Raw genomic sequence first — 22,587 nt, 5'->3', positions numbered from 1 at the left:
TCAGCGTACCGAGCGCAGTGAACCAGTCATGCGCGGCAGGACCCGGCCGGTGACTTCGGCGATGTAGCTTAAAAACAACGTGCCCACCGAGCTTTTGTAGTGTTGCGGATCACGACTGGCAATGGCCAGCACGCCATGTACGCCCTGGTGGGCGATGGCGACGACAGCGGTGGAGCCGATCTGCTTGCGCTGTTCTTCGCCGAAGAGGAAGTCCAGCTCATGTTCGCGCAGGCTGCCGCTGACGCTCTTGTTCTCCGTGAGCAAGCCGCCGATGGCTGTCTGTGCATCGGCGTGGGTTACCCAGCGCCCCACTGGCATGGCGTTATCGCCAAACAGGATCAGGCTGACAAAAGGCACCTGGAAATCCTGGCGCAGACTGTCTTCGACACTCATCACCAGGTCTTCGAGGGTGTTGGCATCCATGAGCGCCAGGATCAAGCGACGGGTCTTGTCGAAGAGCCGATCGTTATCCCGGGCTACGTCCATCAGGTGCGAAAGACGATGGCGCATTTCGATGTTGCGCTCGCGCAGAATCTTCATCTGATGCTCGACCAGCGACACCGTGTCGCCGCGGCGGTGGGGGATGCGCATCGTCGCCAGCAGTTCTTCATGCTCGACGAAGAAGTCCGGGTGAGCCTCCAGGTACGCGGCCACGGCTGCGGCGTCCGGATGGCTGGGGGATTCGTCGGGCTGCGGGGCTGGAACCTGTGGCTTGTCGGTCATGGGTTTGACTCACTCAAAGACGAACTTGTCCTTCGTATACGCGTACTGCCGGGCCGGTCATCAGCACCGGTTGGCCGGGGCCTGCCCATTCGATGGACAAGCGTCCACCGGGCAGGTCGATCAGTAAAGGCGAATCCATCCATCCCTGACTGATCGCGGCGACTGCCGCCGCGCAGGCGCCGGTGCCGCACGCCTGGGTTTCCCCGGCACCGCGTTCCCAGACGCGCAATTGCGCACGGTGGCGATCGATGACCTGCAGGAAACCGACATTCACCCGCGCGGGGAAGCGCGGATGATTTTCGATCTTCGGCCCCAGCTCATGCACTGGCGCGCTGTTGATATCGCTGACTCGCAAGACGGCATGGGGGTTGCCCATGGATACTGCCGCCAGTTCCACCGTGGTGCCGTCGACCTCCAACTGATAGCTCAAGGCCTGGGCCGGCGCTTCGAACGGAATGTCCGCCGGTATCAAGCGCGGGGCACCCATGTTGACGCCGATCTGGCCGTCGCTGCGTACATCCAGTTCGATGATGCCGCTTTTAGTCTCGACGCGAATCTGCCGTTTGGCGGTCAGGCGCTTGTCCAGCACGAATCGGGCGAAGCAGCGGGCGCCGTTGCCGCACTGCTCGACTTCCGAACCATCGGCGTTGAAGATCCGGTAACGGAAGTCCACGTCCGGGTTGTTGGGCGCCTCGACGATCAGCAACTGGTCGAAACCGATACCGGTGTGCCGGTCGCCCCATTGTTTGGCATGCTTGGGCAGGATGTGCGCGTGCTGGCTGACCAGGTCGAGGACCATGAAGTCGTTGCCCAGGCCGTGCATCTTGGTAAAACGCAGCAGCATGGTTTTACTCCGGCAGCAGGCTTTCGCCGGCAAACAACTCGGCTACCGTCTCGCGGCGACGCACTTCAAACGCCTGATCACCGTCCACCAGCACTTCGGCGCAGCGGCCGCGAGTGTTGTAGTTGGAACTCATGACAAACCCGTAGGCCCCGGCCGAATGCACGGCCAGCAGATCGCCTTCTTCCAGCGCCAGCTCCCGACCCTTGGCCAGGAAGTCGCCGGTTTCGCAGATAGGGCCGACAATATCGTAGCTGCGGGCGGCGGTAGCGCGAGGGCGCACCGCGGTGACGTCCATCCAGGCCTGGTACAGCGCCGGGCGGATCAGGTCGTTCATCGCCGCATCGACGATGGCGAAATCCTTGTGCTCGGTGTGCTTGAGGTATTCGACCTGGGTCAACAGCACGCCGGCATTGGCAACGATGTAGCGGCCCGGCTCGAACATCAGGGCCAGGTCGCGACCGTCGAGGCGTTCACGCACCGCCTTGACGTAGTCGGCCACCAGCGGCGGCTCTTCGTCGCGGTAGCGCACGCCGACGCCGCCGCCCAGGTCGATGTGACGCAGGTAGATGCCGCAATCGCTGAGGCGGTCAACCAGCGCCAGCAGGCGGTCGAGGGCATCGATGAAAGGCTCGAGGGTGGTCAGTTGCGAGCCGATGTGGCAATCCACGCCCAGCACTTCCAGGTTCGGCAGTTGGGCCGCGCGTACGTACACATCCTCGGCGTCGGCAATGGCGATGCCGAACTTGTTTTCCTTGAGACCGGTGGAAATGTACGGGTGCGTGCCGGCATCAACGTCCGGGTTCACGCGCAAAGAGATCGGCGCGCGGACACCCATCTCGGCGGCGACCAGTTGCAGGCGCTCCAGCTCATCGGTCGATTCGACGTTGAAGCAGTGCACCCCCACTTCCAGGGCGCGGCGCATGTCTTCACGGGTCTTGCCGACGCCGGAAAAAACGATCTTGTCGGCGCTGCCGCCAGCGGCCAGCACGCGTTCGAGCTCACCACCGGAAACGATGTCAAAGCCGGCACCCAGGCGTGCCAGGACGTTGAGTACACCGAGGTTGGAGTTGGCCTTTACGGCGAAACATACCAGGTGCGGCATGCCGGCCAGAGCATCGGCGAAGGCCAGATACTGGGCTTCGATGTGTGCACGGGAATAAACGTAGGTTGGCGTGCCGAAACGTTCCGCGAGCGCGGACAAGGCAACCCCTTCCGCGAACAGCTCCCCGCCACGGTAGTTAAAAGCGTCCATGGCGTTCCCTTAATAAGTGGTGTGGGTATCGTGCGCGTGGGACTTGGATTGCGACGACTTGGCCTGTTCTTCAGGGGATTTGCTGTCGTCGGGCAGGTACAGCGGACCTTTTTGACCACAGGCTGTCACAAGGCAAGCAACCGCGACGAGCGCAGCAAGGGAAGAGATCAGGCGCTTCATGGCGAAATCCTTGAAAATGCGTTAATTGCGCCGGAGTATACCGGCCACCCGGCAGCTTGCCTATGCAACGGGGTTCCCGTCCGGCGCCGGGAGGCTTTTCCCAAAGCCGGCTGTCGTCGGTCGGTATATCCTTTGCAATCGCCGGGAAGCGTCCGTATCTTGCGGCGCTTGAGCATGAGCAGACATTTTCGAGGTTGCCGCAATGAGTTTGACTGAAGCCCGTTTCCACGATCTGGTCGATGCGACCCAGCAAACGCTGGAGGATGTATTCGACGAAAGCGAGCTGGACATCGACCTGGAAAGCTCCGCCGGGGTGCTGACCGTCAAGTTCGAAAATGGCAGCCAGTTGATTTTCAGCCGCCAGGAGCCGTTGCGGCAGCTGTGGTTGGCGGCGGTGTCCGGCGGTTTCCACTTCGACTACGACGAGGAAAGCGAACGCTGGATGTGCGACAAGAGCGAAGAGCAATTGGGCGAAATGCTCGAGCGCATCGTCAAGCAGCAGGCCGGGGTGGAACTGGATTTCGAAGGCCTTTGACAGCGTGAGCCAGAACACTCCGGCGCGCCCGCCCAAACCGCTCTACAGCAACGTCAGCCCCGCAGTGCCCTCTCCGTGCACCAGCGTGTGCAAGTTGGATGAGCAGAAGGTCTGCCTCGGTTGTTTCCGTCATGTGGAGGATATCCGCGAATGGCGCTCGGCCGATGATGAGCGCCGCCGGGTCATCTGCGCCGAGGCGGCTAAACGCAAATCTCTGGTGTAATCGCCCACTGTGTGGGAGCAAGGCTTGCCCGCGATGAAGACGACGCGTTCTTCCTGAAATCGAGGCGCCTGTTTCGCGAGCAAGCTTTGCTCCCACAATCCCCGCGCCACAGTAATTCTGCTCCCCATGACAATGGGTAGATTTGGCCCGGGTTGTTTATTTATTGAGCTGTGATAGTGTCCAGCTACGCCTCAACTCATCGAGGCCCGTGAAAACCCCGTCTTTTTGTGGCGGGGTTTTGCTTTTTTCGTGCAGAACAAAGGAGTCTGCCTGAATTATGACCGTACCTTCCATCACCCTTACACGTCTGGACGTACAACGTCTGGAGCGCCTGATCGATAGCCTTGATGAAACGCTGCCGGGCGTGATTGCGTTGCAAACCGAACTGGATCGTGCCGACACCGTGGTAGGCCACGATGAAGTGCCCGCCGATGTCGTGACCATGAATTCGCGTGTGCACTGCCGCGAAGAAAGCAGCGGCAAGGACTATCACCTGACCCTGGTTTATCCACAGGATGCCAATGCCGACGAAGGCAAGATATCAATCCTTGCCCCGGTAGGCAGCGCACTGTTGGGCCTGAAGGTTGGCCAGCACATCGACTGGCCGGCGCCGGGCGGCAAGACGCTGAAACTGACATTGCTGGCCGTGGAATACCAGCCGGAAGCGGGCGGCGATTTCCACCTCTAAGCGCTTCAGACCAAGGCCAGCGCCTCGTTCAGGGCGCGTTCCAGGTCAGCCTTGTAACGCAGGTACAAATTACTTGAGCAGGCCCCATCACCCACAAGACCCGAGAGGTCCAGGTCGGTGATGTAGCAGCGATAGCGTTCGGCCTCGCGGCGCTGTTCGACGATCTCCCTGGCGACCACGCGGAACAACTGGTCGCCATGTTCCAGCTCCGAAAACTCCCGCTGATCGCAATACAGGGTGACGTGCACCTGCCCATGAGTGGCTTTGCCGATGATTGCCTGCACGTCATAGAACGGCTTGTTCACTGGCGTTTGCGGCGCCTGCCGCGCCTCGATCCGCCGTGCCCGCCCGCTGCCCGAGGGCAGGAGCTGGTAGTACAGGGTTTCCAGGGGCAATGGCTGGGTGGCATCCATCGGCAGTAACGCGTCGCGGCGGTACAGCACCGATTGCAGGAAGCGCTGCAATGGCACCAGCAGGCTGTGGTCGTCGTGATAAGGCAAGCGCTGTTGCCACAGGGCATTGAGCTCATCGAGCACGTACAGCTCAGCGTCGTCCTCGTTGACCCGGTAGAACACCTGAATGCACTCGGGCTGCCCCATGGGCAGGATCAGCGCCAGGTCATGGTCCTCCAGAGCCATCGGATCCAGATGCAGAGGGCTGTAGGCCGTCAGCTCCTCGCCCAGGTAATCCATCAGCGCCGACAGGCTGCCCAGGGCCACGTGATTGACCTGGCCCGGCACCAGCTCCAATACGTGGTAGTGCTGCTGGACCTGGAGCAGATAGCGGTGGTTGAGCCTGCTTAGTAGCAGGGTCTGGGCCGTTTCGATGACTTCCTCGACCCGGCGGGCAATGAACTGCGCGCGGTTGTGGCAGAAACAGCGTACCTGCAAACGCGGCTGGCGCTGAGTGACGGGCAGGTCATTGAGGTAATCGCGCAGGCAGTCGAGCAGGGCGTGCTCGCCGTCGAAGCGGTTGACCAGCACCTCGTTCCAACTGTTGAGCGTGACCTGATCCAGGGTCAGCACCAGGTTCTCCCGAACCCCGGCGTAGCTCAGGGAGTCCGTGCGCTCGGTGGTCATCAGGATATTGAGGTCGCGATGATGCTTGAGCGGATCGACGCCGACGTTAACCAGTATCAGCACTTCGCTGGGCACGCTGGCGCGCAGCAGCTGTTCTTCATCTACCGTGCTCAGCGGCAGGGCGATGGACTGTTGCAGGCTGCCCAGCAGGTTGAACAGTTCGAACTCACTCAGGTCGCTGCTACCAGGGTGCAGCGCCAGGCGCGTACTGCTGTCGATCACACCGTTGCGATGGCACCAGGTCAGCAACTCCAGCAGCTCGCGGCAGCGTTTGATCGGTGCGAAGTTTTCCCACTCCAGGGCGTTGAGGCTGCCGTTGTACAGGCCCCACTGATTCTGCCCGGGTTCTTTCTTGTTCGGTGACTGCACCAGCGTCAGGGTGTCTTCGGCCAGGTCCGGGGCGATGCCGGGGTTGATGAACTCGACTTTGTCGGCCTTGCGTTCGAATGCGGCATACAACCGCCGGCCCAGGACGTTGAGGTCGCGCTTGTTGATCAGGCTGACGGTTTTTTCGGTGCGGGCGAACTGGGTCAGGAAGCGGTAGCTGTAGGTCAGTTCGTTGACCAGCGCCCGCCGTTCGTTGCTGACCTGACGCACTTTCCACTGGCTGCGGCTGTCCAGCAGCGCCAGTTGCCGTGGGTCCCAGCCCCATTCCCGGGCCAGACGCTCAAGCAGAACCCGTTGCCAGCCAGTGCTGCGCCCCTGGCCGGTCAGCTTGCGATTGACCTTCAGGTAAAGCGCCCTGCGCACCAGCTCCAGGCGTTCGGATTCACCTCGGGCGTTGAGGTACTCCTCGATACGACGGTAAACCACCATGTAGGGATCCAGCTCTTCCAGGTCCAGGCGGTTGGCGAACACCGCCTGTTTGAAGCGCAGGCTCAGGCAGCGAACGTCCGGGTGTTCGCTGGCGTAGACTTCGATCAGCAGCAGCTTGAGCACTGATTTGTAGGGCGACTCGATGCCCTTGAACAATTGCCAGAGGCCGGCACCGATGAATTCTCCCGGCGGGATATAGGCCAGGTGCCCCAGGTTGAGCGTTTCATCGGCGCGGATGAAGCGTTTGGAAATCAGCGTGTGGGTGTACTGCTCATAGTTTTCTTCTTCATACACCGGCACCAGCCACCAGATCGGCGTGCGTCCGGCCAGCCAGATCGCCGTGCGGTAGAACTCGTCCAGCAGCAGGTAATGCTGGGTTGTACCGCAATCGTCGGAACTGAGCTGAGTGTCCCGGTCGCCGCGGACAAAGCGCGCCGGGTCGATCAGGAAAAAATGCGCTTCAGCGCCCTGGGTCGCCGCCCAGGTTTCCAGCAGCAGACATTTTTTGCGCAGTTCGGCCAGTTCGTCCTCGCTCAGGTCCGGACCATGGCAGACCCACACATCCATGTCGCTTTGATCCGCTTGGGCGAGGGTGCCGAGGCTGCCCATCAGAAACAGACCCAGAATCGGTCGCGGCGGATTGTTGCCGTGGCGCGGCTTGTAGGAGAACGAGCGGGTCAGCCGCTGGGCTTCGGCGAGGACGCTGGCGTCGGGCTCGTAGTTGGACAACCCGGCAGGCGTGCTGCCAGAGACATAGCCGGGCAGGAGCGGGTGATTGACGTGGAAAAACAACGGCAACAGCGTCAGCACGCTTTGCTGGCGGGTCGACAGACCTTCCAGGGCGCGATCCATCCGTACGCTGTTGAGCTTGAGAAAACGTGCGCGCAACTGGCTCAGGACCTTGCGGTCGATTCCCTCGTCCAGATCGGGGCGTATTTCGTGATTGCGGGTCATGTCAGCTCAAACCGGCTCGCGGCGTCGAACGTGGGAGATCACAGGTGGTGGCAGTTTAGCGCCCGAACCCGGGATTTCTTAAGCTGAATGTATGTTTTTGACGTCAGAATTTTTACACAGTGCGCCAAGGCGCCTGCGGAAACCTCGATGAAGGAGATTTCCGTGGGCGACAGGAGGAATCAGGCGGCTTCTTTTACGACGTTGAGAATGGTCAGCAGGCTTTGCACATGCTCGGCGGCATCCCGGCCCAGGCTGGTCAGGTAACCACCGTCGGACTGGGTTATCAGGTCTTTTTCGAACAGGCGTTTAGCGGCAGCGATGGCAGAGGGGGCAGCGGTCTGATGGATTTTCAGGCCTTCCTGGGAACTGTCCAGGTTGAAGAGTGCAAGGATTTCCAGTTCGGCAACCAGCTCAGGGGTAAGCGACATAAGGACTCCAGACTTTCTAGGAATTTGGTCGACAGCGTCACTAAAGTGAGCGCACTCGGCCGAGCTGTCCAGTGTCAGCGTCATGCTTTTTTTGTTTTGGGTGACCGCAGGCGTAATTCGTTGTGGCGAGGGAGCTTGCTCCCGCTGGAGCGCGAAGCGGTCCCAATAGCTTGATGGCTGCTGCGCAGCCGAGCGGGAGCAAGCTCCCTCGCCACAGTCGGTGAGACCTTATTTCTTTTCTGGCGGCAACTCGGGAAGAGCGCGCAACGCCGTTTCGTACCACTGGGTATCGAACGCACGGTCTTCTTCGAGGATCGCATCAATTTCCACTGCCAGCACATGGGCCATCAGGTTGAGAATTTCTTCGCGCTCGTAACCCACCAGGGTCAATTTATTGAAAACGGCCTTGGCCGCTGGCGGGTTGTCATTTTCGATCTGGTTTTCGATGGCCTGGATCAGCGTGTTCTCGACGAACTCTTCTTCGTCGTTGTCGATGTCGGTTGGCTCGCTCATGGCAGGCTCCTTGGAGAAAGGTCGCCAGTTTACCTGCATTCAGCGCAGTGATGCGCCTGGCAAGAAACGGCTCGGCGGTCTATAACGCAAGGCTGCCAACCCCGCACGGCCTGGAGGCTTTGTCATGCTCAAGCTTTATGGTTTTTCCGTCAGCAATTATTACAACATGGTCAAGCTGGCGTTGCTGGAAAAGGGCCTGCCCTTCGAAGAGGTGCCGTTCTACGGCGCTCAGACCCCCGATGTGCTGGCCATCAGTCCACGGGGCAAGGTGCCGGTGCTCAAGACCGAGCAAGGGTTTATCAACGAAACCAGCGTGATCCTCGAATACATCGAACAAACCCAGCCGGGCAAAGCCCTGTTGCCCAGCGACCCGTTCGAGCGTGCTCAGGTGCTGGCTTTGTGCAGGGAAATCGAGTTGTACATCGAGCTGCCGGGACGGGCTTGCTACGCCGAGGCGTTTTTCGGCATATCGGTACCCGACGCCATCAAGGAAAAGACCAAGACCGAATTGCTGCTGGGGTTCGCCTCGCTCGGCCGTCACGGCAAATTCTCGCCCTACGTGGCGGGTGACAGTCTGAGCCTGGCCGATCTGTATTTCCTCTACAGCGTATCGCTGGCGTGCCAGGTGGGCCGGAAAGTGTTCGATATCGACTTGCTGGCGGATATGCCGGCGGCCAAGGGGCTGATGGAGCGGCTGGAGCAGAACCCGAATGTGCAGCGGATTGCGGCCGACAGGGATGCGGCGATGCCGGGGTTTTTGGCGATGATCGCGGCCAAGAAGTGAATTTTTTGCTGTTCTGAAGGGCGCTATCGCGAGCAGGCTCGCTCCCACATTTGATCTCCATGTGTTCACACATGTGCGTTCACTGAAGATCCACTGTGGGAGCGAGCCTGCTCGCGATGCTTTCGGCTTTTAACGGCTGGCGAGCATCGCCTGGCCGCGCACCACGGCAGCCTTCACCTGGGCAGGCGCTGTGCCGCCGATGTGGTCGCGGGCATTGACCGAACCTTCCAGAGTCAGCACGGCAAACACGTCCTGCTCGATCTGGTCACTGAACTGGCGCAGTTCGTCCAGGCTCATCTCCGCCAGGTCCTTGCCGTTGTCCACGCCGTACTTCACGGCATGGCCGACGATTTCGTGGCAATCACGAAACGGCAGGCCACGGCGTACGAGGTAATCAGCGAGGTCGGTGGCGGTGGAGAAGCCGCGCAAGGCCGCTTCGCGCATCACTGCATGCTTGGGCTTGATCGCCGGGATCATGTCGGCAAAGGCCCGCAGCGAATCACGCAGGGTATCGGCGGCATCGAACAGCGGTTCCTTGTCTTCCTGGTTGTCCTTGTTGTAGGCCAGCGGCTGGCCTTTCATCAGGGTTAGCAGGCCCATCAGCGCACCGAACACCCGACCACTCTTGCCGCGTACCAGCTCCGGCACGTCGGGGTTTTTCTTTTGCGGCATGATCGAACTGCCGGTGCAGAAGCGATCCGGCAGGTCAATGAACTGGAATTGCGCGCTGGTCCACAGCACCAGTTCTTCGGAGAAGCGCGACAGATGCATCATCGCAATGCTCGCGGCGGCGCAGAATTCGATGGCGAAATCGCGGTCCGAAACGTTATCCAGCGAGTTGCCGCCCACGGCGTCGAAACCCAGCAACTGTGCGGTGTATTCACGATCGATCGGGTACGTGGTGCCGGCCAGCGCGGCGCTGCCCAGGGGCATGCGGTTGGTGCGCTTGCGGCAGTCCACCAGGCGCTCGTAGTCGCGGCTGAGCATTTCGAACCAGGCCAGCATGTGATGCCCAAACGTTACAGGTTGAGCGGTTTGCAGGTGCGTGAAGCCCGGCATGATGCTCTCGGCCTCGCGCTCGGCCTGCTCCAGCAAGCCTTTTTGCAGACGGGTGATCTCGCCCAGGATCAGGTCAATCTCATCGCGCAGCCACAGGCGAATGTCGGTGGCCACCTGGTCGTTTCGGCTGCGGCCGGTGTGCAGCTTCTTGCCGGTCACGCCGATGCGATCGGTCAGGCGCGCTTCGATGTTCATGTGCACGTCTTCGAGATCGACGCGCCAGTCGAACTGGCCGGCCTCGATTTCAGCCTGGATGGTTTTCAGGCCATCGATGATGCTGTCGCGCTCGGCATCGGTCAGTACGCCGACCTTGGCCAGCATGGTGGCGTGGGCGATCGAGCCCATGATGTCGTGGCGATACAGGCGCTGGTCGAAGTTGACGGAGGCGGTGAAGCGGGCGACGAAGGCGTCGACGGGTTCACTGAAGCGGCCGCCCCAGGACTGATTGGTCTTGTCAGTGCTCATGAATTCGCTCGTGATCGGCTGTGGAAAAAGTAGCGGTTAAAGGCTGCGGCGGATGATAGCAGGGTTGCCGGGACTGGCGCTGGCACTGGTCGGCAGGTTTTTTGCGCACAACCCGAGCATTTAATGGGTTTTTTGCACAACGATATTTTTCGATTGAGCAATATCGGCGCGGCAACCGTCTACAGTGGACTGTAGGACTTTTACTTTTTCATCCACGGAGCATTGGACGAATAGAAGAGGGGGGCTCGTATTGGTCAGATGGAGTGTTAACAATTCCTACGACGGCGCCGTGCGACAACAGGCCTCAAGCATCGATTGGCAGACGCGGGTAAAGATAGGTAACCGCCTCGCGGCACTTTTTGGCCCTCGAACGAGTCTTAGCGTGGATCGCGGTGACGGATGTCACTTCCCCTGTCTACGCTATCCTTGTGCGAGACTCACGCAGGAATCCAGCGCAATATGAATGTCCTGATCGTTGATGACGAACCACTGGCCCGTGAGCGCCTGAGCCGAATGGTTGGCGAACTCGAGGGTTACAGTGTCCTGGAGCCGAGCGCCACCAATGGCGAAGAGGCGTTGGCCCTTATTGACAGCCACAAGCCGGATATCGTGCTGCTCGACATTCGCATGCCTGGCCTGGACGGTTTGCAGGTCGCGGCGAAGTTGTGCGAGCGTGAGTCACCGCCCGCGGTGGTGTTCTGCACCACTCGGGACGACTTCCCGCCGGAGGTGCTGCAGGCCGGCGCCGTGGGCTACCTGATCAAGCCGGTCACTGCCGAGGCGCTGGTCGAGGCCTTGCGCAAGGCCGAGCGGCCCAACCGCGTGCAACTGGCGGCGTTGACCCGTCCGGCCGCCGAAAGCGGCAGCGGCCCGCGCAGCCACATCAGTGCGCGCACTCGCAAAGGCATTGAACTGATCCCATTGAATCAGGTGGTCTACTTTATCGCCGACCATAAATACGTGACCTTGCGTCACGAGAGCGGCGAGGTGCTGCTGGACGAACCACTCAAGGCTCTTGAAGACGAGTTCGGTGAACGCTTCGTGCGCATCCACCGCAACGCCTTGGTGGCTCGCGAGCGTATCGAGCGTTTGCAGCGCACACCCCTTGGGCATTTCCAGTTGTTTCTCAAAGGCCTCAATGGCGACGCGCTGATTGTCAGCCGGCGGCACGTGGCCGGCGTGCGGAAGATGATGCAACAGCTTTAGCTTGAGGTTCCAAGGCGTCCAAGCCGTTTGGCGCGTTCCATTTCCAGGACATTGACGGCCAGGGAGGCCTTGGGGTCGTGATTCAAGTCAAAGCGAATTTGACTGAGCTGTTATTATCCGCCGTATCTTTTAAGTACGGATTGATCCATGTCCCCTCGCGAGATCCGCATCGCCACCCGTAAAAGTGCCTTGGCCCTCTGGCAGGCCGAATACGTCAAAGCCCGTTTGGAAGAGGCCCATCCCGGCCTGATCGTGACGCTGGTGCCCATGGTCAGTCGCGGCGACAAGCTGCTGGACTCGCCGCTGTCGAAAATCGGCGGCAAGGGCCTGTTCGTCAAGGAGCTGGAAACCGCGCTGCTGGACAACGAAGCCGATATCGCCGTTCACTCGATGAAAGATGTGCCCATGGACTTTCCGGAAGGCCTGGGCCTGTTTTGCATCTGCGAGCGAGAAGATCCACGCGATGCGTTCGTTTCCAACACGTTTGCAAGCCTCGACGCCCTGCCCGCCGGGAGCGTGGTCGGCACCTCCAGCCTGCGTCGCCAGGCGCAGTTGCTGACCCGCCGCCCAGACCTGCAAATCCGCTTTCTGCGGGGCAACGTCAATACCCGCCTGGCCAAACTCGATGCCGGTGAGTACGACGCAATTATCCTTGCCGCCGCCGGCCTGATCCGCCTCGGTTTTGAAGATCGCATCACGTCGGCCATCAGCGTCGATGACAGCCTGCCGGCCGGTGGGCAGGGGGCGGTGGGTATCGAATGTCGCAGCGCCGACAGCGAGATCCATGCCCTGTTGGCACCGCTGCATCACGACGACACCGCCACCCGGGTCTTCGCCGAGCGCGCCCTCAACAAACACCTCAATGGCGGTTGCCAGGTGCCGATTGCCTGTTACGCCGTACTCGAAGGCGAGCAGGTCTGGTTGCGCGGTCTGGTGGGTGATCCGAACGGTGGCCGACTGCTCAGTGCCGAGGCCCGGGCGCCGCGCCGCGATGCCGAAGCGCTGGGTGTCCGGGTAGCCGAAGACCTGCTCAGCCAGGGTGCCGACGACATTCTCAAGAAGGTCTACGGCGAGGCGGGCCACGCGTGACGGGCTGGCGGCTGCTGCTGACCCGGCCGGTCGACGAGTCGTCGGCCCTGGCGGCTGTCCTGGCCGAGGCCGGGATCTACAGCAGCAGCCTGCCGTTGCTGGATATCGAGCCGGTCCCCATGTCCGACTCCATGGGGGAGACTTTTCAACGGCTGGACCAGTACTGTGCCGTGATTGTGGTGAGCAAGCCCGCCGCACGTTTGTGTGTGGAGCTGCTGCGCCAATATTGGCCCCAGCCGCCAGACCAGCCATGGTTCAGCGTGGGGGCGGCGACCGGGCAGATCCTTATCGATGCCGGCCTCACTGTGTTTTATCCCGACCACGGCGATGACAGCGAAGCCTTGCTGGAGCATCTGGTGTTACGCCAGGCTATCACCCGACCCAATCCCAAGGTTTTGATTGTGCGTGGCGAGGGCGGGCGCGGCTTGCTGGCGGAGCGCTTGCGCGAGCAAGGTGCTAGTGTCGATTATCTGGAACTGTACCGGCGCAGCCTGCCGCATTACCGAGAAGGTGAGTTGGCGGCAAGGGTCAAAGCGGAACGCTTGAACGCGCTGGTGGTCAGCAGTGGGCAGAGCTTCGAGCATCTGCAGCGGTTGGCTGGCGATGAGTGGCCCGCGCTGGCGCGGTTACCGTTGTTCGTTCCAAGCCCAAGGGTTGCCGAGATGGCCCGTGCCGCCGGGGCCCTGACAGTTGTGGATTGCCGTGGCGCCAGTGCTGCGGCTTTGCTGGCGGCGTTACGGGATCAGTCCGTGCCGTTTTCTAATGCAAAGGATGGATACGTGAGCGAAACAGCCTTGCCAAAAGATCAAGACCAACCCGCGATCGATACGCCGGTTGAAACCCCGGCTCCGAAGGCGCCGCGTCGCGGCAACGGGCTGGCCATTGTCGCGTTGTTGTTGGGAGCCGCCGGCGTGGCCGTTGGTGGTTGGGGCGTGTGGCAGGTGCGTCATCTGCAAGCCAATAACCAGCAGCAGGTCACTCAGGTTCAGGCGCTCAATGATCAGGCCCAGACCCTCAAGCTCAATGAGCAACGCCTGAGTGAGCGTCTGGCTCAATTGCCTGCGGCGCAAGAGCTGGAAGAGCGTCGGCGTCAGGTCGCCCAGTTGCAGGGTGATCAACAACGACTGAACCAGCGCCTGGAAACCGTGCTCGGTGCCAGCCGCAAGGACTGGCGCCTGGCCGAAGCCGAACATCTGCTGCGCCTGGCCAGTCTGCGTCTTTCCGCCCTGCAGGACATCAGCAGTGCCCAGGCGCTGGTCCAGGGTGCTGACGAAATTCTGCGCGAGCAAAATGACCCCGGCTCATTCGCCGCTCGCGAGCAACTGGCCAAGACCCTTGCTGCGTTGCGTAGTACCGAGCAGCCAGATCGTACCGGGCTGTTCCTGCAGTTGGGGGCCTTGCGTGACCAGGTCCTGCAACTCACGGAACTGGCCCCCGAATACAAGGATCGTGGTGAGTCGTTGCTGGGCTTGACCGCCGATGGCGATGGCGCCAGCCGCTGGGCGCAGTGGTGGGACCAGATATCGCGCTATATCCGTATCGATTTCAACGCGGATGAGAATGTCCGTCCGCTCTTGGCCGGGCAGAGTCTGGTGCAGGTGCGCCTGGCCTTGAGCCTGGCCCTGGAGCAGGCGCAATGGGCCGCTCTCAACGGCCAGGCTTCGGTGTACACCCAGGCGCTGGCTCAAGCGCGTGACGTGCTCCAGAACAACTTCAACCAGGACAACCCGCAAAGCAAAGTCATGCTCGAGCGCGTGGTCGAGCTGGCCAGGCAGCCGGTGACGGTTGCGACCCCGGATCTGACAGGAACCCTGAGCAGCGTTCAGGCCTATCTGGAGCGCCGCAACTTGAACGCCGAAGAGTCGGTCAAGCCGCTGGCCAAACCTGATGAGCAGGAGGCCACGCCATGAAACGCCTCTACGTGATTATGTTCGTGGTCATCGCTGTCGCTGCCTTGCTGGGCGTGGCGATCGCCGAACATTCGGGTTACGTGCTGGTGGCATACAAGAACTTCCGATACGAGGCCGGCCTTTGGGTCACCCTGGCGCTGGTGGCGGTGCTCTGGCTGGTGTGGCGGGGCGCGAGCGCCTTGATCGGGCTGGTGACCACTTCCACTGGCGTGGTCAATCCATGGTCGCGCCGCAACCGCAGCCGACGGGTGCAGGTGGCCATCGAGCACGGACAATTGGACCTGGCCGAAGGTCGCTGGGCCAGTGCCCAGCGTCACTTGCATCGCGCCGCTGAAGCCGAGCGCCAACCGTTGCTGTATTACCTTGGCGCCGCCCGTGCGGCCAATGAGCAAGGTCTTTACGAACAGTGCGACAGCCTGTTGGAGCGTGCCCTTGAACGTCAGCCTCAGGCCGAGCTGGCGATTGCCTTGACGCACGCACAATTGCAGATGGACCGCGGCGACACCGACGGTGCGTTGAACACGCTGCAAGCCATGCACGATCGCCACCCACATAACGCCCAGACCCTGCGTCAGTTGCAACGTCTGCATCAGCAGCGCGGGGATTGGTCTGCGGTGGTCCGGTTGTTGCCGGAGCTGCGCAAGGACAAAGTCCTGCCGCCGGCTGAGCTGGCTGAACTGGAGCGTCGGGCCTGGGGCGAAAACCTCACCCTGGCGGCCCACCGTGACGAAGACGGCAGTGTCGGGTTGCAATCGCTTAACCGTGCCTGGCAACAACTGTCGTCCGCACAACGCCAGGAATCGGCGCTGGTGCTGGCCTATGCCGAGCAACTGCGACAACTCGGGGCGCAGGCCGAGGCCGAAGAGGTGCTGCGGGCGGCACTCAAGCGTCACTATGACAGTCACCTGGCGCGCCTGTACGGGTTGGTCCGCGGCAATGATCCGGGCCGCCAACTGCAAGCGGCAGAAGGCTGGCTCAAGGACCACCCGAGCGACCCTGGCCTGCTGCTGACACTGGGCCGCCTGTGCCTGCAAAACAGTTTGTGGGGCAAGGCACGGGATTATCTGGAAAGCAGTTTGCGCCTGCAGCGCAATCCCGAGGCCTGCGCCGAACTGGCGCGACTGCTGGCGCAACTGGGGGATGCCGAGCGCAGCAACCAGCTCTTCCAGGAAGGCTTGGGGTTACTGGATGAGCGCTTGCTGGCCGCGCCACTGCCGGTCCCGGCTCAGGTTTTGGCCACTTGAGAGAGAGTGAGTCGTTCTTGAGGGTTGTATGAATCATTGTGGCGAGGGAGCAAGCTCCCTCGCCACGTGTTTATTGACGCCCCTAAAGGCGTTAGCAATGCCTTCGGTAAAGTCCTACAGCAAGCTGCGCTTAATCTTCTCTTGCTTGTCGGGAATTCCCTACACCCCTGGTGAAGTGTCTGCACGGCCCCGCCTTGAAAGGCCGGCGGCCTTTCCTCTACCGTAACAGCCTGTCTCTTCTGTTACGGAACTGCCATGTCTTTGGCTTGCTCACGCTTCTTGTTTTTCATGGCTTTCATCGCCGCCGCTCTGGTTTTTGGTATCGCCAGTTACCTTGAATATGCGGTAGGTCTGACGCCTTGCAGCCTGTGTGTTTTGCAACGGTTGTGCCTGATGCTGTTTTTGATGAACTGTCTCGCCGCATGCCTGCATGGTCCCGCTCAGAAGGGCAGTATCTTCTACGGGGCGATGGGACTGGTTTTCGCGTCGAGCGGGTTGACGCTGGCATGGCGTCAGGTTCTGGTGCAAGGCGACTCGCTGGAGCAGTTGCCCGATTGTATCGATCACCTCAAGGCAGTGAGTTCGTGGTGGGGCGCTGTACATCGTGTACTCGAGGGTGCGATCGACTGCGCGAGCATCACCTGGACCCTGTTCGATCTGAGTCTTCCCGAATGGAGCCTGTTGTTTTTTCTCGCCGTGTCTTTTGTGATGTCCTATCTGCTGCTGCGCCTTGTCTGGAACGCTCTGGTACGACCGCTCAGCGGCACAACGTCGCAACTGGTCCGGGTCATGGATTAAACACTTGTATGAACTTTATCTCCTGCGTACCTTGAAGCGGTTGTCGTGCGGGCATAATCTGGCCCGCACGTGTTATCGGATTTATGCCGCTCGATCATGTTGTGTCTGGCTTGTCCCTGATCATTTCAGGCGGTGCGCAGGCTGCGAGTGGCATGACTCACAAGGGAAGAAATCACCATGCTCGAAAGTTGTCAGAATGCTCAGGAACGCTGGGGTGGGGTGCATCTGCTGATCGACCGCTGGTTGCAGGAGCGTCACGAACTGGTTCGGGCCTATGATGCTCTCGGCGACAGGCCTGAAGCGCTGAGTGAAAGCCGCAAGCCGTTGCAGGAGTTCTGCGGTGTGCTGGTCGACTACGTGTCTGCCGGTCATTTCGAGATATACGAGCAACTGACGAGCGAGGCCAAGGCCTTCAACGACAAACGTGGCCTGGAGCTCGCCGAGCAAATCTACCCGCGTATCGACGTCATCACCGAAAAACTGCTGGCCTTCAATGACCTGTGTGATGAAGGCAAATGCGTAGCGGAAAAATTCAAGGAACTGGGTGGCTTGCTGCACGAGCGTTTCGAACTGGAAGACTGCCTGATCGAAGTGCTGCACAACTCCCACAAGGAAGAAGCGCCGGCCCAGGCTTGAGGATTTTTGCAGAGTCAAAAGAACGGTGCGCATTGCGCACCGTTTTTTTTTGGAGTCAGCTTCAGGTCGTCGCGCCCAGCAACTCGATTTCAAACACCAGCGGCGTGAACGGGGGGATGACATCCCCGGCTCCTTCGGCGCCGTAGGCCAGGGTGGAAGGAATTACCAGTCGCCATTTTGCGCCTACCGGCATTTGCGGCAATGCACTGCGCCAACCGTCAATCACGCTGTCGAGACTGAACCACTGCGCTTGTCCGTTGGAATCAAACACGGTGCCGTCTGGCAATCGACCGACATACAACACCTGGACCTTGCCGTGAGGGCCGGCCTTGGCGCCATTGCCGGGCTTGAGTTCGGTCAGCAGAATGCCATCTGCCAGTTGCTGAGCACCGGGCCGGGCTTTTTCCTCATCAAGAAATTTCTGCTCGGTTTTCAGTGCCGCTTCGATCTGCGGCGTCGCCGGTGACGACGTCAGCCGTGCCTGATGGTCGGCCAGTATCTGTTCGATGCGCTCATCCTTGAGGGCCAACGGTTTGCCCAGATAAGCCTGTTGCAGAGCCTCGACCAACGCCTGGATCTGCAGGTCGGGTACATCCTGGCGCAGACGTTCACCCAGGCTTGCCCCCAGGCTGTACGCCAGGTCATGAGCGTCGTTTGCGCTGGTTTTTTCTGCGGCCTGAGCCATGGAGCAAACCATGCAAAGGAATAAAAACAAGTGACGCGACATGTAGTGTTCTCCGGCCTCGAATGGAGGGGATTATGCCAGTGCCGATATCCGCAAAGGTGGTTTGCCCCGGCAGTGGGGTAGAAGATTTTTCGTCCCTTGCAACGCAACGTCTTGTGTACTGTCAACATGCCCTAGCGGCGGTTGCAGCAGAGGTCTAGTATGAGCCGCACTCACGTCAGTCAGGAGGTAAACCATGTCGGCCACCAAGAAGCCAGTAAACACTCCGTTGCACTTGCTCCAACAACTTTCGGGCAGTCTGCTCGAGCATCTGGAAAACGCCTGCTCCCAAGCCCTGGCTGATGCTGAAAAACTGCTCGCCAAACTGGAAAAACAACGCGGCAAAGCGCAGGAAAAACTGCACAAGTCGCGCACCAAACTGCAAGACGCGGCCACCGCCGGCAAGGCCAAGGCACAAGCCAAGGCCAAAGACGCTGTGAAAGAACTCGAAGATCTGCTCGATGCCTTGAAGGATCGTCAGTCCGAAACCCGCGCCTATATTCTGCAACTCAAGCGTGATGCCCAGGAAAGCCTGAAACTGGCCCAAGGCGTCGGTCGTGTGCAAGAAGCCGTGGGCAAGGCACTGAGCCTTCGTGCTGCCAAGCCTGCCGCTGCCGCTGTATCGGCCAGAAAACCGGCCGCTAAACCTGTCGCGACAAAAACACCGGCCAAGGTAGCTGCCAAACCTGCCGCAAAAGCGCCGGCCAAAGCAGCGAGCAAACCAGCCGCTAAACCGGCTGCGAAAAAACCGGTTGCTGCCAGCGCTGCAAAACCGGCTGCGAAAAAAACTGCAGTCAAAGCTGTAGCCAAGCCGGCGGCCAAAGTGGCTGCCAAGCCAGCCGCTAAACCGACCGCTAAAACAGCCGCCGCCAAACCCGCAGCGACAAAAACCGCCGCGGCTAAACCGGCTGCCAAGCCAGCTGCTACAAAAACGGCTGCTGCCAAGCCCGCCGCCAAACCTGCTGCCAAGCCAGCCGCTGCCAAAGCGCCCGCCAAAGTTGCAGCTAAACCTGCTGCCAAGCCAGCCGCTGCCAAAGCTCCCGCCAAAGTTGCAGCTAAACCTGCTGCCAAGCCAGCCGCTGTCAAAGCGCCTGCCAAAGCTGCGGCTAAACCGGTTGCCAAACCGGCTGCTGCCAAACCTGCCGCCAAGCCTGCCGCCGCCAAACCTGTGGCCAAGCCCGCTGCGAAACCCGCCGTGAAAAAGCCTGCTGCCGCAAAACCTTCGACTGCTCCGGCGGCCAAGCCTGCGACATCGACATCGACATCGACATCGACATCGACTCCGGCGCCTGCAGCGACCCCTGCGCCAACCGCCAGCACTGCGACCCCGGCGCTGAACCCGAGCGCCGCCCCGGCGCCGAGCAGCAACACCCCAACCCGCGCTTCCTAAGTGCCGGACGCCGCGACGCGCAGCTGATGCAGCGCGTCGCGGTTCCCTTGGTCGGCGCCCGCCACGAGTCCTTGCAGCCATTGCGCTGAATCTTTGGGTTGTTCCCCAGGCCATTCCCTGGTCGCAGTCTCCAGTCGCTCCAGCAATCGTCGCTCGGCTTCCAGTTCCAGTCGCTTGACCTGCTCGCGCAGGCTATCGAGTGCCGTGTCTTGAAGGGCGCGGGCTTTCCATTGGCTACGGAGCGTGCGCAAGGGCTGAACGACGTCCGTGTCCCAAGGGCCGACCCATTGCTGAAGCTGTTGCAGTCTTTGTTCAGTGCAGGCTACCCCGCGCTGTTCCAGCCACAGCCCGCAAAGCAGCAGGCAGACATTGGCGCCGGCGCCCTGCAGCGCCAGGCAGGTTTGTTCCACACCAGGCTTGGCGTAGAGGTCGAGGGAAAAGCTCCATAGATCAGAGGACATCGTGCTACTCGCGCCAGTTGCGAGCGAAGCTGGTAGACTCCGCCGCCATTATGATTCGACTTCAGAACCTGACTTTACAGCGTGGCCCGCAACGTCTGCTAGAAGACGCCGAGCTGACCCTGCACGCCGGCCACAAAGCTGGCCTCATCGGTGCCAACGGCGCCGGCAAATCGAGCCTGTTCGCCCTGCTTCGAGGTGAACTGCATCCGGACTCGGGCGATTGCCTGCTGCCCGCCGATTGGCGTATCGCCCACATGCGCCAAGAGGTCGACACCCTTGAGCGCCTGGCGGTGGACTACGTGCTTGACGGCGACCTGCGCCTTCGTCAGGTCCAGCGCGACCTGGCGGCGGCCGAGGCGGCACACGATGGCGCCGCACAGGCCCGTCTGCACGCGGAGCTCGACAGCGCCGACGGCTACACCGCCGATGCCCGCGCACGCAAGCTGCTGGCAGGCCTTGGGTTTACCAATGAGCAGATGGACCGTCAGGTTGGGGATTTCTCCGGTGGCTGGCGGATGCGCTTGAACCTGGCCCAGGCCCTGATGTGCCCTTCGGACCTGCTGCTGCTCGATGAGCCCACCAACCACTTGGACCTCGACGCCATCATCTGGCTCGAAGACTGGCTCAAGAGCTATCCCGGCACATTGCTGCTGATTTCCCATGACCGCGATTTCCTCGACGCGGTGGTGGATCATGTCGCCCATGTCGACCAGCGCAAGCTCACCTTGTACCGTGGCGGCTACAGCGCATTCGAGCGCGCCCGTGCCGAACGCCTGGCCCAGCAACAGCAGGCCTACGAGAAGCAGCAGGCGCAGCGTGCGCACATGGAAAGCTACATCGCCCGGTTCAAGGCCCAGGCCACCAAGGCCCGTCAGGCCCAGAGCCGGATCAAGGCACTGGAGCGGATGGAAGAGCTGTCCGCGGCCCACGTCGATTCACCGTTTGATTTTGTTTTCCGCGAATCGACCAAGATTTCCAGCCCGCTGATCGACCTGTCAGATGCGCGTATGGGCTATGGCGACAAGACCGTGCTGGAGAAGGTCAAGCTGCAGCTGACCCCTGGTGCGCGGATCGGCCTGCTGGGCCCGAACGGTGCTGGTAAGTCGACCCTGATCAAGAATCTCTCCGGCGAGCTCGAGCCCCTGGCCGGGCGTCTGACCCGGGGCGAGAACACCGTGGTCGGTTACTTCGCCCAACATCAGCTCGATTCTCTCGACGCCAAGGCCAGCCCGCTGCTGCATTTGCAGCGTCTGGCACCGAACGAACGCGAGCAGACCCTGCGTGATTTCCTCGGTGGTTTCGACTTTCGTGGTGCGCGCATCGATGAGCCGGTACTGAATTTTTCCGGTGGTGAAAAGGCTCGTCTGGCGCTGGCATTGATCGCCTGGGGCCGGCCGAACCTGTTGCTGCTCGACGAACCGACCAACCACCTCGATCTGGAAATGCGCCTGGCCCTCACCATGGCCTTGCAGGAATTCAGCGGCGCGGTGCTGGTGGTGTCTCACGACCGGCATTTGCTCAAGAGCACCACGGATAATTTTTTCCTGGTGGCCGACGGCAAGGTCGAAGAGTTCGACGGTGATCTGGAAGACTATGCCCGTTGGCTGGTGGATTACCGTCAGCGCAACGCACCGGTCAGTACCACGCCGGTTAACCCGGACAAAACCGACAAGAAAGCCCAGCGCCAGGCCGCCGCCGCATTGCGTCAGCAGTTGGCGCCTCACAAGCGTGAGGCCGACAAGCTCGAAGTCGAACTGGGCAAGCTGCATGAAAAACTGCAAAAGATCGAAACCAGCCTCGGCGACAGCGGTCTCTACGAAGCGGCGCGCAAGGATGAGTTGCGCGATCTGCTGGCCGAACAGGCCAGGCTGAAGGTTCGGGAAGCGGAGCTTGAGGAGGCGTGGATGCAAGCCCTGGAACTGCTGGAAAACCTGCAAGCGGAGCTGGAGGCACTGTCCTGATGGAAGCCTTGGCTCTGCCGATACCCGTCATGTGGGTCGAGCCGATCTGGCTCGGTGTGCAAATACTGCTGATCCTGCTGGCCGGTTACATCGCACAGCGTTGCGTGGCGCGGGCCCTCACGGGCCTTGCTGAGCGCTACCCGTTACCGTCCCAGTTGGTGATCATCCTGCGGGGTGTGCTGCGCTGGCTGATCATGGGCAGCGCGGTGCTGGTGGTACTTGAGCGCCTGGGCGTCTCGGCCACGGTGCTGTGGACCGCGTTGTCGGGGTTCGTCGCGGTGGCGGCGGTGGCGTTCTTCGCCATCTGGAGCGTGCTGTCGAATCTGCTGTGCGCCATCCTGATCTACACCGTCGGGCCGTTTCGTCTGGGCGATGTAGTTGAGCTGGTGGAGTCCACCGACAAGCCCGGCATCAAGGGGCGGGTGGTGGCCATCAACCTGCTTTACACCACCCTGATCGAACCCGAGGAACTCGGTACGGGCAGTTCCATGGTGCAGGTGCCCAACAGCCTGTTCTTCCAGCGTTCAGTTCGACGCTGGCGCGGCAACGAGGCGTTTCCGGTCGGCGGGTTCGTCGAGTAAGCGGGTCTCGATTGTTAAATATCTGTGGTCAACCGTCCGGCGGC

Annotated in this window: 23 protein-coding genes and 1 pseudogene; 14 read left to right on the top strand and 10 right to left on the bottom strand. The window is 61.1% G+C overall.

From position 1 onward, the window contains the following. From GKKCFE_RS24830 to lptM, 4 genes are read right to left on the bottom strand one after another with little or no spacing between them, the layout of a single operon-like run. Positions 1 to 723 carry a DUF484 family protein gene (locus GKKCFE_RS24830; RefSeq protein ID WP_047226135.1) on the bottom strand — a complete coding sequence of 241 codons (723 nt, stop codon included), beginning with the start codon at positions 721 to 723 and terminating at the stop codon, positions 1 to 3. A 13-nt stretch (positions 724 to 736) separates the two neighbouring features. Then, positions 737 to 1,567, bottom strand: a complete 831-nt coding sequence (gene dapF / locus GKKCFE_RS24825) for a diaminopimelate epimerase (protein WP_139048889.1) — start codon at positions 1,565 to 1,567, stop codon at positions 737 to 739. A 4-nt stretch (positions 1,568 to 1,571) separates the two neighbouring features. Then, positions 1,572 to 2,819, bottom strand: coding sequence for a diaminopimelate decarboxylase (gene lysA, locus GKKCFE_RS24820; RefSeq protein WP_445577219.1), 1,248 nt, complete (start codon positions 2,817 to 2,819; stop codon positions 1,572 to 1,574). A gap of 9 nt (positions 2,820 to 2,828) precedes the next feature. Further along, a complete protein-coding gene (lptM, locus tag GKKCFE_RS24815) occupies positions 2,829 to 2,999 on the bottom strand; it encodes an LPS translocon maturation chaperone LptM (RefSeq protein WP_047226132.1) in 171 nt (56 codons plus the stop codon). A gap of 202 nt (positions 3,000 to 3,201) precedes the next feature. On the opposite strand from lptM, the gene cyaY reads away from it, so the two are divergent. From cyaY to rnk, 3 genes are all read left to right on the top strand, one after another. Continuing rightward, positions 3,202 to 3,534 (top strand): iron donor protein CyaY, encoded by a 333-nt coding sequence (cyaY, locus tag GKKCFE_RS24810; RefSeq protein WP_047226131.1) that lies wholly within the window; start codon positions 3,202 to 3,204, stop codon positions 3,532 to 3,534. A gap of 4 nt (positions 3,535 to 3,538) precedes the next feature. Next, the gene (locus GKKCFE_RS24805; protein WP_047226130.1) at positions 3,539 to 3,757 is read left to right on the top strand and encodes a DUF1289 domain-containing protein; all 219 of its coding nucleotides are present in this window, start codon (positions 3,539 to 3,541) and stop codon (positions 3,755 to 3,757) included. Positions 3,758 to 4,034: 277 nt separating this feature from the next. Beyond that, entirely contained in the window at positions 4,035 to 4,445 is a 411-nt protein-coding gene (gene rnk, locus GKKCFE_RS24800) for a nucleoside diphosphate kinase regulator (protein ID WP_047226129.1), read from the top strand. Positions 4,446 to 4,450: 5 nt separating this feature from the next. Here rnk and GKKCFE_RS24795 read toward each other — a convergent pair whose 3' ends face one another. The 3 genes from GKKCFE_RS24795 to GKKCFE_RS24785 form a co-directional block, all read right to left on the bottom strand. Beyond that, on the bottom strand, positions 4,451 to 7,294 hold the full coding sequence (locus GKKCFE_RS24795) for a class I adenylate cyclase (protein WP_445577218.1): 2,844 nt from the start codon (positions 7,292 to 7,294) through the stop codon (positions 4,451 to 4,453). A 179-nt stretch (positions 7,295 to 7,473) separates the two neighbouring features. Beyond that, positions 7,474 to 7,722, bottom strand: coding sequence for a TIGR02647 family protein (locus tag GKKCFE_RS24790; protein ID WP_047226127.1), 249 nt, complete (start codon positions 7,720 to 7,722; stop codon positions 7,474 to 7,476). Between the two features lie 228 nt (positions 7,723 to 7,950). Then, a complete protein-coding gene (locus tag GKKCFE_RS24785) occupies positions 7,951 to 8,235 on the bottom strand; it encodes a hypothetical protein (RefSeq protein ID WP_076383078.1) in 285 nt (94 codons plus the stop codon). Between the two features lie 124 nt (positions 8,236 to 8,359). Between GKKCFE_RS24785 and GKKCFE_RS24780 the strand changes: the two genes are divergently transcribed. After that, on the top strand, positions 8,360 to 9,019 hold the full coding sequence (locus GKKCFE_RS24780; protein ID WP_445577217.1) for a glutathione S-transferase family protein: 660 nt from the start codon (positions 8,360 to 8,362) through the stop codon (positions 9,017 to 9,019). 129 nt (positions 9,020 to 9,148) lie between these two features. Here the strand turns inward: GKKCFE_RS24780 and argH are convergent, their stop codons facing one another. After that, positions 9,149 to 10,543 (bottom strand): argininosuccinate lyase, encoded by a 1,395-nt coding sequence (gene argH, locus GKKCFE_RS24775; protein WP_076383077.1) that lies wholly within the window; start codon positions 10,541 to 10,543, stop codon positions 9,149 to 9,151. A 459-nt stretch (positions 10,544 to 11,002) separates the two neighbouring features. Here argH and GKKCFE_RS24770 point away from each other — a divergent pair, with 459 nt between their 5' ends. The 7 genes and pseudogenes from GKKCFE_RS24770 (at position 11,003) to GKKCFE_RS24740 (ending at position 17,426) form a co-directional block, all read left to right on the top strand. Then, complete coding sequence (locus GKKCFE_RS24770) at positions 11,003 to 11,749, top strand: LytR/AlgR family response regulator transcription factor (RefSeq protein ID WP_047226123.1); 747 nt, start codon at positions 11,003 to 11,005, stop codon at positions 11,747 to 11,749. Positions 11,750 to 11,896: 147 nt separating this feature from the next. Then, the gene (gene hemC, locus GKKCFE_RS24765) at positions 11,897 to 12,838 is read left to right on the top strand and encodes a hydroxymethylbilane synthase (RefSeq protein WP_047226122.1); all 942 of its coding nucleotides are present in this window, start codon (positions 11,897 to 11,899) and stop codon (positions 12,836 to 12,838) included. Beyond that, positions 12,835 to 13,533, top strand: a pseudogene (locus GKKCFE_RS24760) (uroporphyrinogen-III synthase); the annotation flags it as partial. The gene hemC and the pseudogene GKKCFE_RS24760, both read left to right, overlap by 4 nt. 84 nt (positions 13,534 to 13,617) lie before the next feature. After that, positions 13,618 to 14,748, top strand: coding sequence for a uroporphyrinogen-III C-methyltransferase (locus tag GKKCFE_RS24755; RefSeq protein WP_445578068.1), 1,131 nt, complete (start codon positions 13,618 to 13,620; stop codon positions 14,746 to 14,748). After that, complete coding sequence (locus tag GKKCFE_RS24750; protein WP_188251437.1) at positions 14,745 to 15,992, top strand: heme biosynthesis protein HemY; 1,248 nt, start codon at positions 14,745 to 14,747, stop codon at positions 15,990 to 15,992. Before GKKCFE_RS24755 ends, GKKCFE_RS24750 begins: the two co-directional genes overlap by 4 nt. Positions 15,993 to 16,247: 255 nt before the next feature. Then, entirely contained in the window at positions 16,248 to 16,790 is a 543-nt protein-coding gene (locus GKKCFE_RS24745; RefSeq protein WP_188251436.1) for a disulfide bond formation protein B, read from the top strand. Between the two features lie 177 nt (positions 16,791 to 16,967). Continuing rightward, positions 16,968 to 17,426 (top strand): Rsd/AlgQ family anti-sigma factor, encoded by a 459-nt coding sequence (locus GKKCFE_RS24740; RefSeq protein WP_047226119.1) that lies wholly within the window; start codon positions 16,968 to 16,970, stop codon positions 17,424 to 17,426. Between the two features lie 61 nt (positions 17,427 to 17,487). On the opposite strand, the gene GKKCFE_RS24735 is transcribed toward GKKCFE_RS24740, so the two are convergent. Continuing rightward, the gene (locus GKKCFE_RS24735) at positions 17,488 to 18,153 is read right to left on the bottom strand and encodes an FKBP-type peptidyl-prolyl cis-trans isomerase (RefSeq protein WP_139048899.1); all 666 of its coding nucleotides are present in this window, start codon (positions 18,151 to 18,153) and stop codon (positions 17,488 to 17,490) included. Between the two features lie 193 nt (positions 18,154 to 18,346). On the opposite strand from GKKCFE_RS24735, the gene GKKCFE_RS24730 reads away from it, so the two are divergent. Continuing rightward, positions 18,347 to 19,540, top strand: coding sequence for an AlgP family protein (locus GKKCFE_RS24730; RefSeq protein WP_445577216.1), 1,194 nt, complete (start codon positions 18,347 to 18,349; stop codon positions 19,538 to 19,540). Here the strand turns inward: GKKCFE_RS24730 and GKKCFE_RS24725 are convergent. Next, positions 19,537 to 20,001 (bottom strand): TIGR02444 family protein, encoded by a 465-nt coding sequence (locus GKKCFE_RS24725; RefSeq protein WP_445577215.1) that lies wholly within the window; start codon positions 19,999 to 20,001, stop codon positions 19,537 to 19,539. The genes GKKCFE_RS24730 and GKKCFE_RS24725 overlap by 4 nt on opposite strands. A 50-nt stretch (positions 20,002 to 20,051) precedes the next feature. Between GKKCFE_RS24725 and GKKCFE_RS24720 the strand changes: the two genes are divergently transcribed. Both GKKCFE_RS24720 and GKKCFE_RS24715 read left to right on the top strand, forming a co-directional pair. After that, positions 20,052 to 21,962, top strand: coding sequence for an ATP-binding cassette domain-containing protein (locus GKKCFE_RS24720; protein ID WP_445577214.1), 1,911 nt, complete (start codon positions 20,052 to 20,054; stop codon positions 21,960 to 21,962). Then, entirely contained in the window at positions 21,962 to 22,543 is a 582-nt protein-coding gene (locus GKKCFE_RS24715) for a mechanosensitive ion channel family protein (RefSeq protein ID WP_047226114.1), read from the top strand. Before GKKCFE_RS24720 ends, GKKCFE_RS24715 begins: the two co-directional genes overlap by 1 nt. The last annotated feature ends 44 nt before the right edge of the window (positions 22,544 to 22,587 follow it).

It is taken from the genome of Pseudomonas sp. E141, assembly GCF_052659885.1.
Note: the sequence above shows the minus strand (reverse complement) of the source record. Positions and strands in the feature narration are given on the sequence as shown.

Coding starts and splice junctions, on each gene's coding strand:
- GKKCFE_RS24830 (WP_047226135.1), bottom strand. CDS start 723: ATGACCGACAAGCCACAGGTTCCAGCCCCGCAGCCCGACGAATCCCCC.
- dapF (WP_139048889.1), bottom strand. CDS start 1,567: ATGCTGCTGCGTTTTACCAAGATGCACGGCCTGGGCAACGACTTCATG.
- lysA (WP_445577219.1), bottom strand. CDS start 2,819: ATGGACGCTTTTAACTACCGTGGCGGGGAGCTGTTCGCGGAAGGGGTT.
- lptM (WP_047226132.1), bottom strand. CDS start 2,999: ATGAAGCGCCTGATCTCTTCCCTTGCTGCGCTCGTCGCGGTTGCTTGC.
- cyaY (WP_047226131.1), top strand. CDS start 3,202: ATGAGTTTGACTGAAGCCCGTTTCCACGATCTGGTCGATGCGACCCAG.
- rnk (WP_047226129.1), top strand. CDS start 4,035: ATGACCGTACCTTCCATCACCCTTACACGTCTGGACGTACAACGTCTG.
- GKKCFE_RS24795 (WP_445577218.1), bottom strand. CDS start 7,294: ATGACCCGCAATCACGAAATACGCCCCGATCTGGACGAGGGAATCGAC.
- GKKCFE_RS24790 (WP_047226127.1), bottom strand. CDS start 7,722: ATGTCGCTTACCCCTGAGCTGGTTGCCGAACTGGAAATCCTTGCACTC.
- GKKCFE_RS24785 (WP_076383078.1), bottom strand. CDS start 8,235: ATGAGCGAGCCAACCGACATCGACAACGACGAAGAAGAGTTCGTCGAG.
- GKKCFE_RS24780 (WP_445577217.1), top strand. CDS start 8,360: ATGCTCAAGCTTTATGGTTTTTCCGTCAGCAATTATTACAACATGGTC.
- argH (WP_076383077.1), bottom strand. CDS start 10,543: ATGAGCACTGACAAGACCAATCAGTCCTGGGGCGGCCGCTTCAGTGAA.
- GKKCFE_RS24770 (WP_047226123.1), top strand. CDS start 11,003: ATGAATGTCCTGATCGTTGATGACGAACCACTGGCCCGTGAGCGCCTG.
- hemC (WP_047226122.1), top strand. CDS start 11,897: ATGTCCCCTCGCGAGATCCGCATCGCCACCCGTAAAAGTGCCTTGGCC.
- GKKCFE_RS24750 (WP_188251437.1), top strand. CDS start 14,745: ATGAAACGCCTCTACGTGATTATGTTCGTGGTCATCGCTGTCGCTGCC.
- GKKCFE_RS24745 (WP_188251436.1), top strand. CDS start 16,248: ATGTCTTTGGCTTGCTCACGCTTCTTGTTTTTCATGGCTTTCATCGCC.
- GKKCFE_RS24740 (WP_047226119.1), top strand. CDS start 16,968: ATGCTCGAAAGTTGTCAGAATGCTCAGGAACGCTGGGGTGGGGTGCAT.
- GKKCFE_RS24735 (WP_139048899.1), bottom strand. CDS start 18,153: ATGTCGCGTCACTTGTTTTTATTCCTTTGCATGGTTTGCTCCATGGCT.
- GKKCFE_RS24730 (WP_445577216.1), top strand. CDS start 18,347: ATGTCGGCCACCAAGAAGCCAGTAAACACTCCGTTGCACTTGCTCCAA.
- GKKCFE_RS24725 (WP_445577215.1), bottom strand. CDS start 20,001: ATGTCCTCTGATCTATGGAGCTTTTCCCTCGACCTCTACGCCAAGCCT.
- GKKCFE_RS24720 (WP_445577214.1), top strand. CDS start 20,052: ATGATTCGACTTCAGAACCTGACTTTACAGCGTGGCCCGCAACGTCTG.
- GKKCFE_RS24715 (WP_047226114.1), top strand. CDS start 21,962: ATGGAAGCCTTGGCTCTGCCGATACCCGTCATGTGGGTCGAGCCGATC.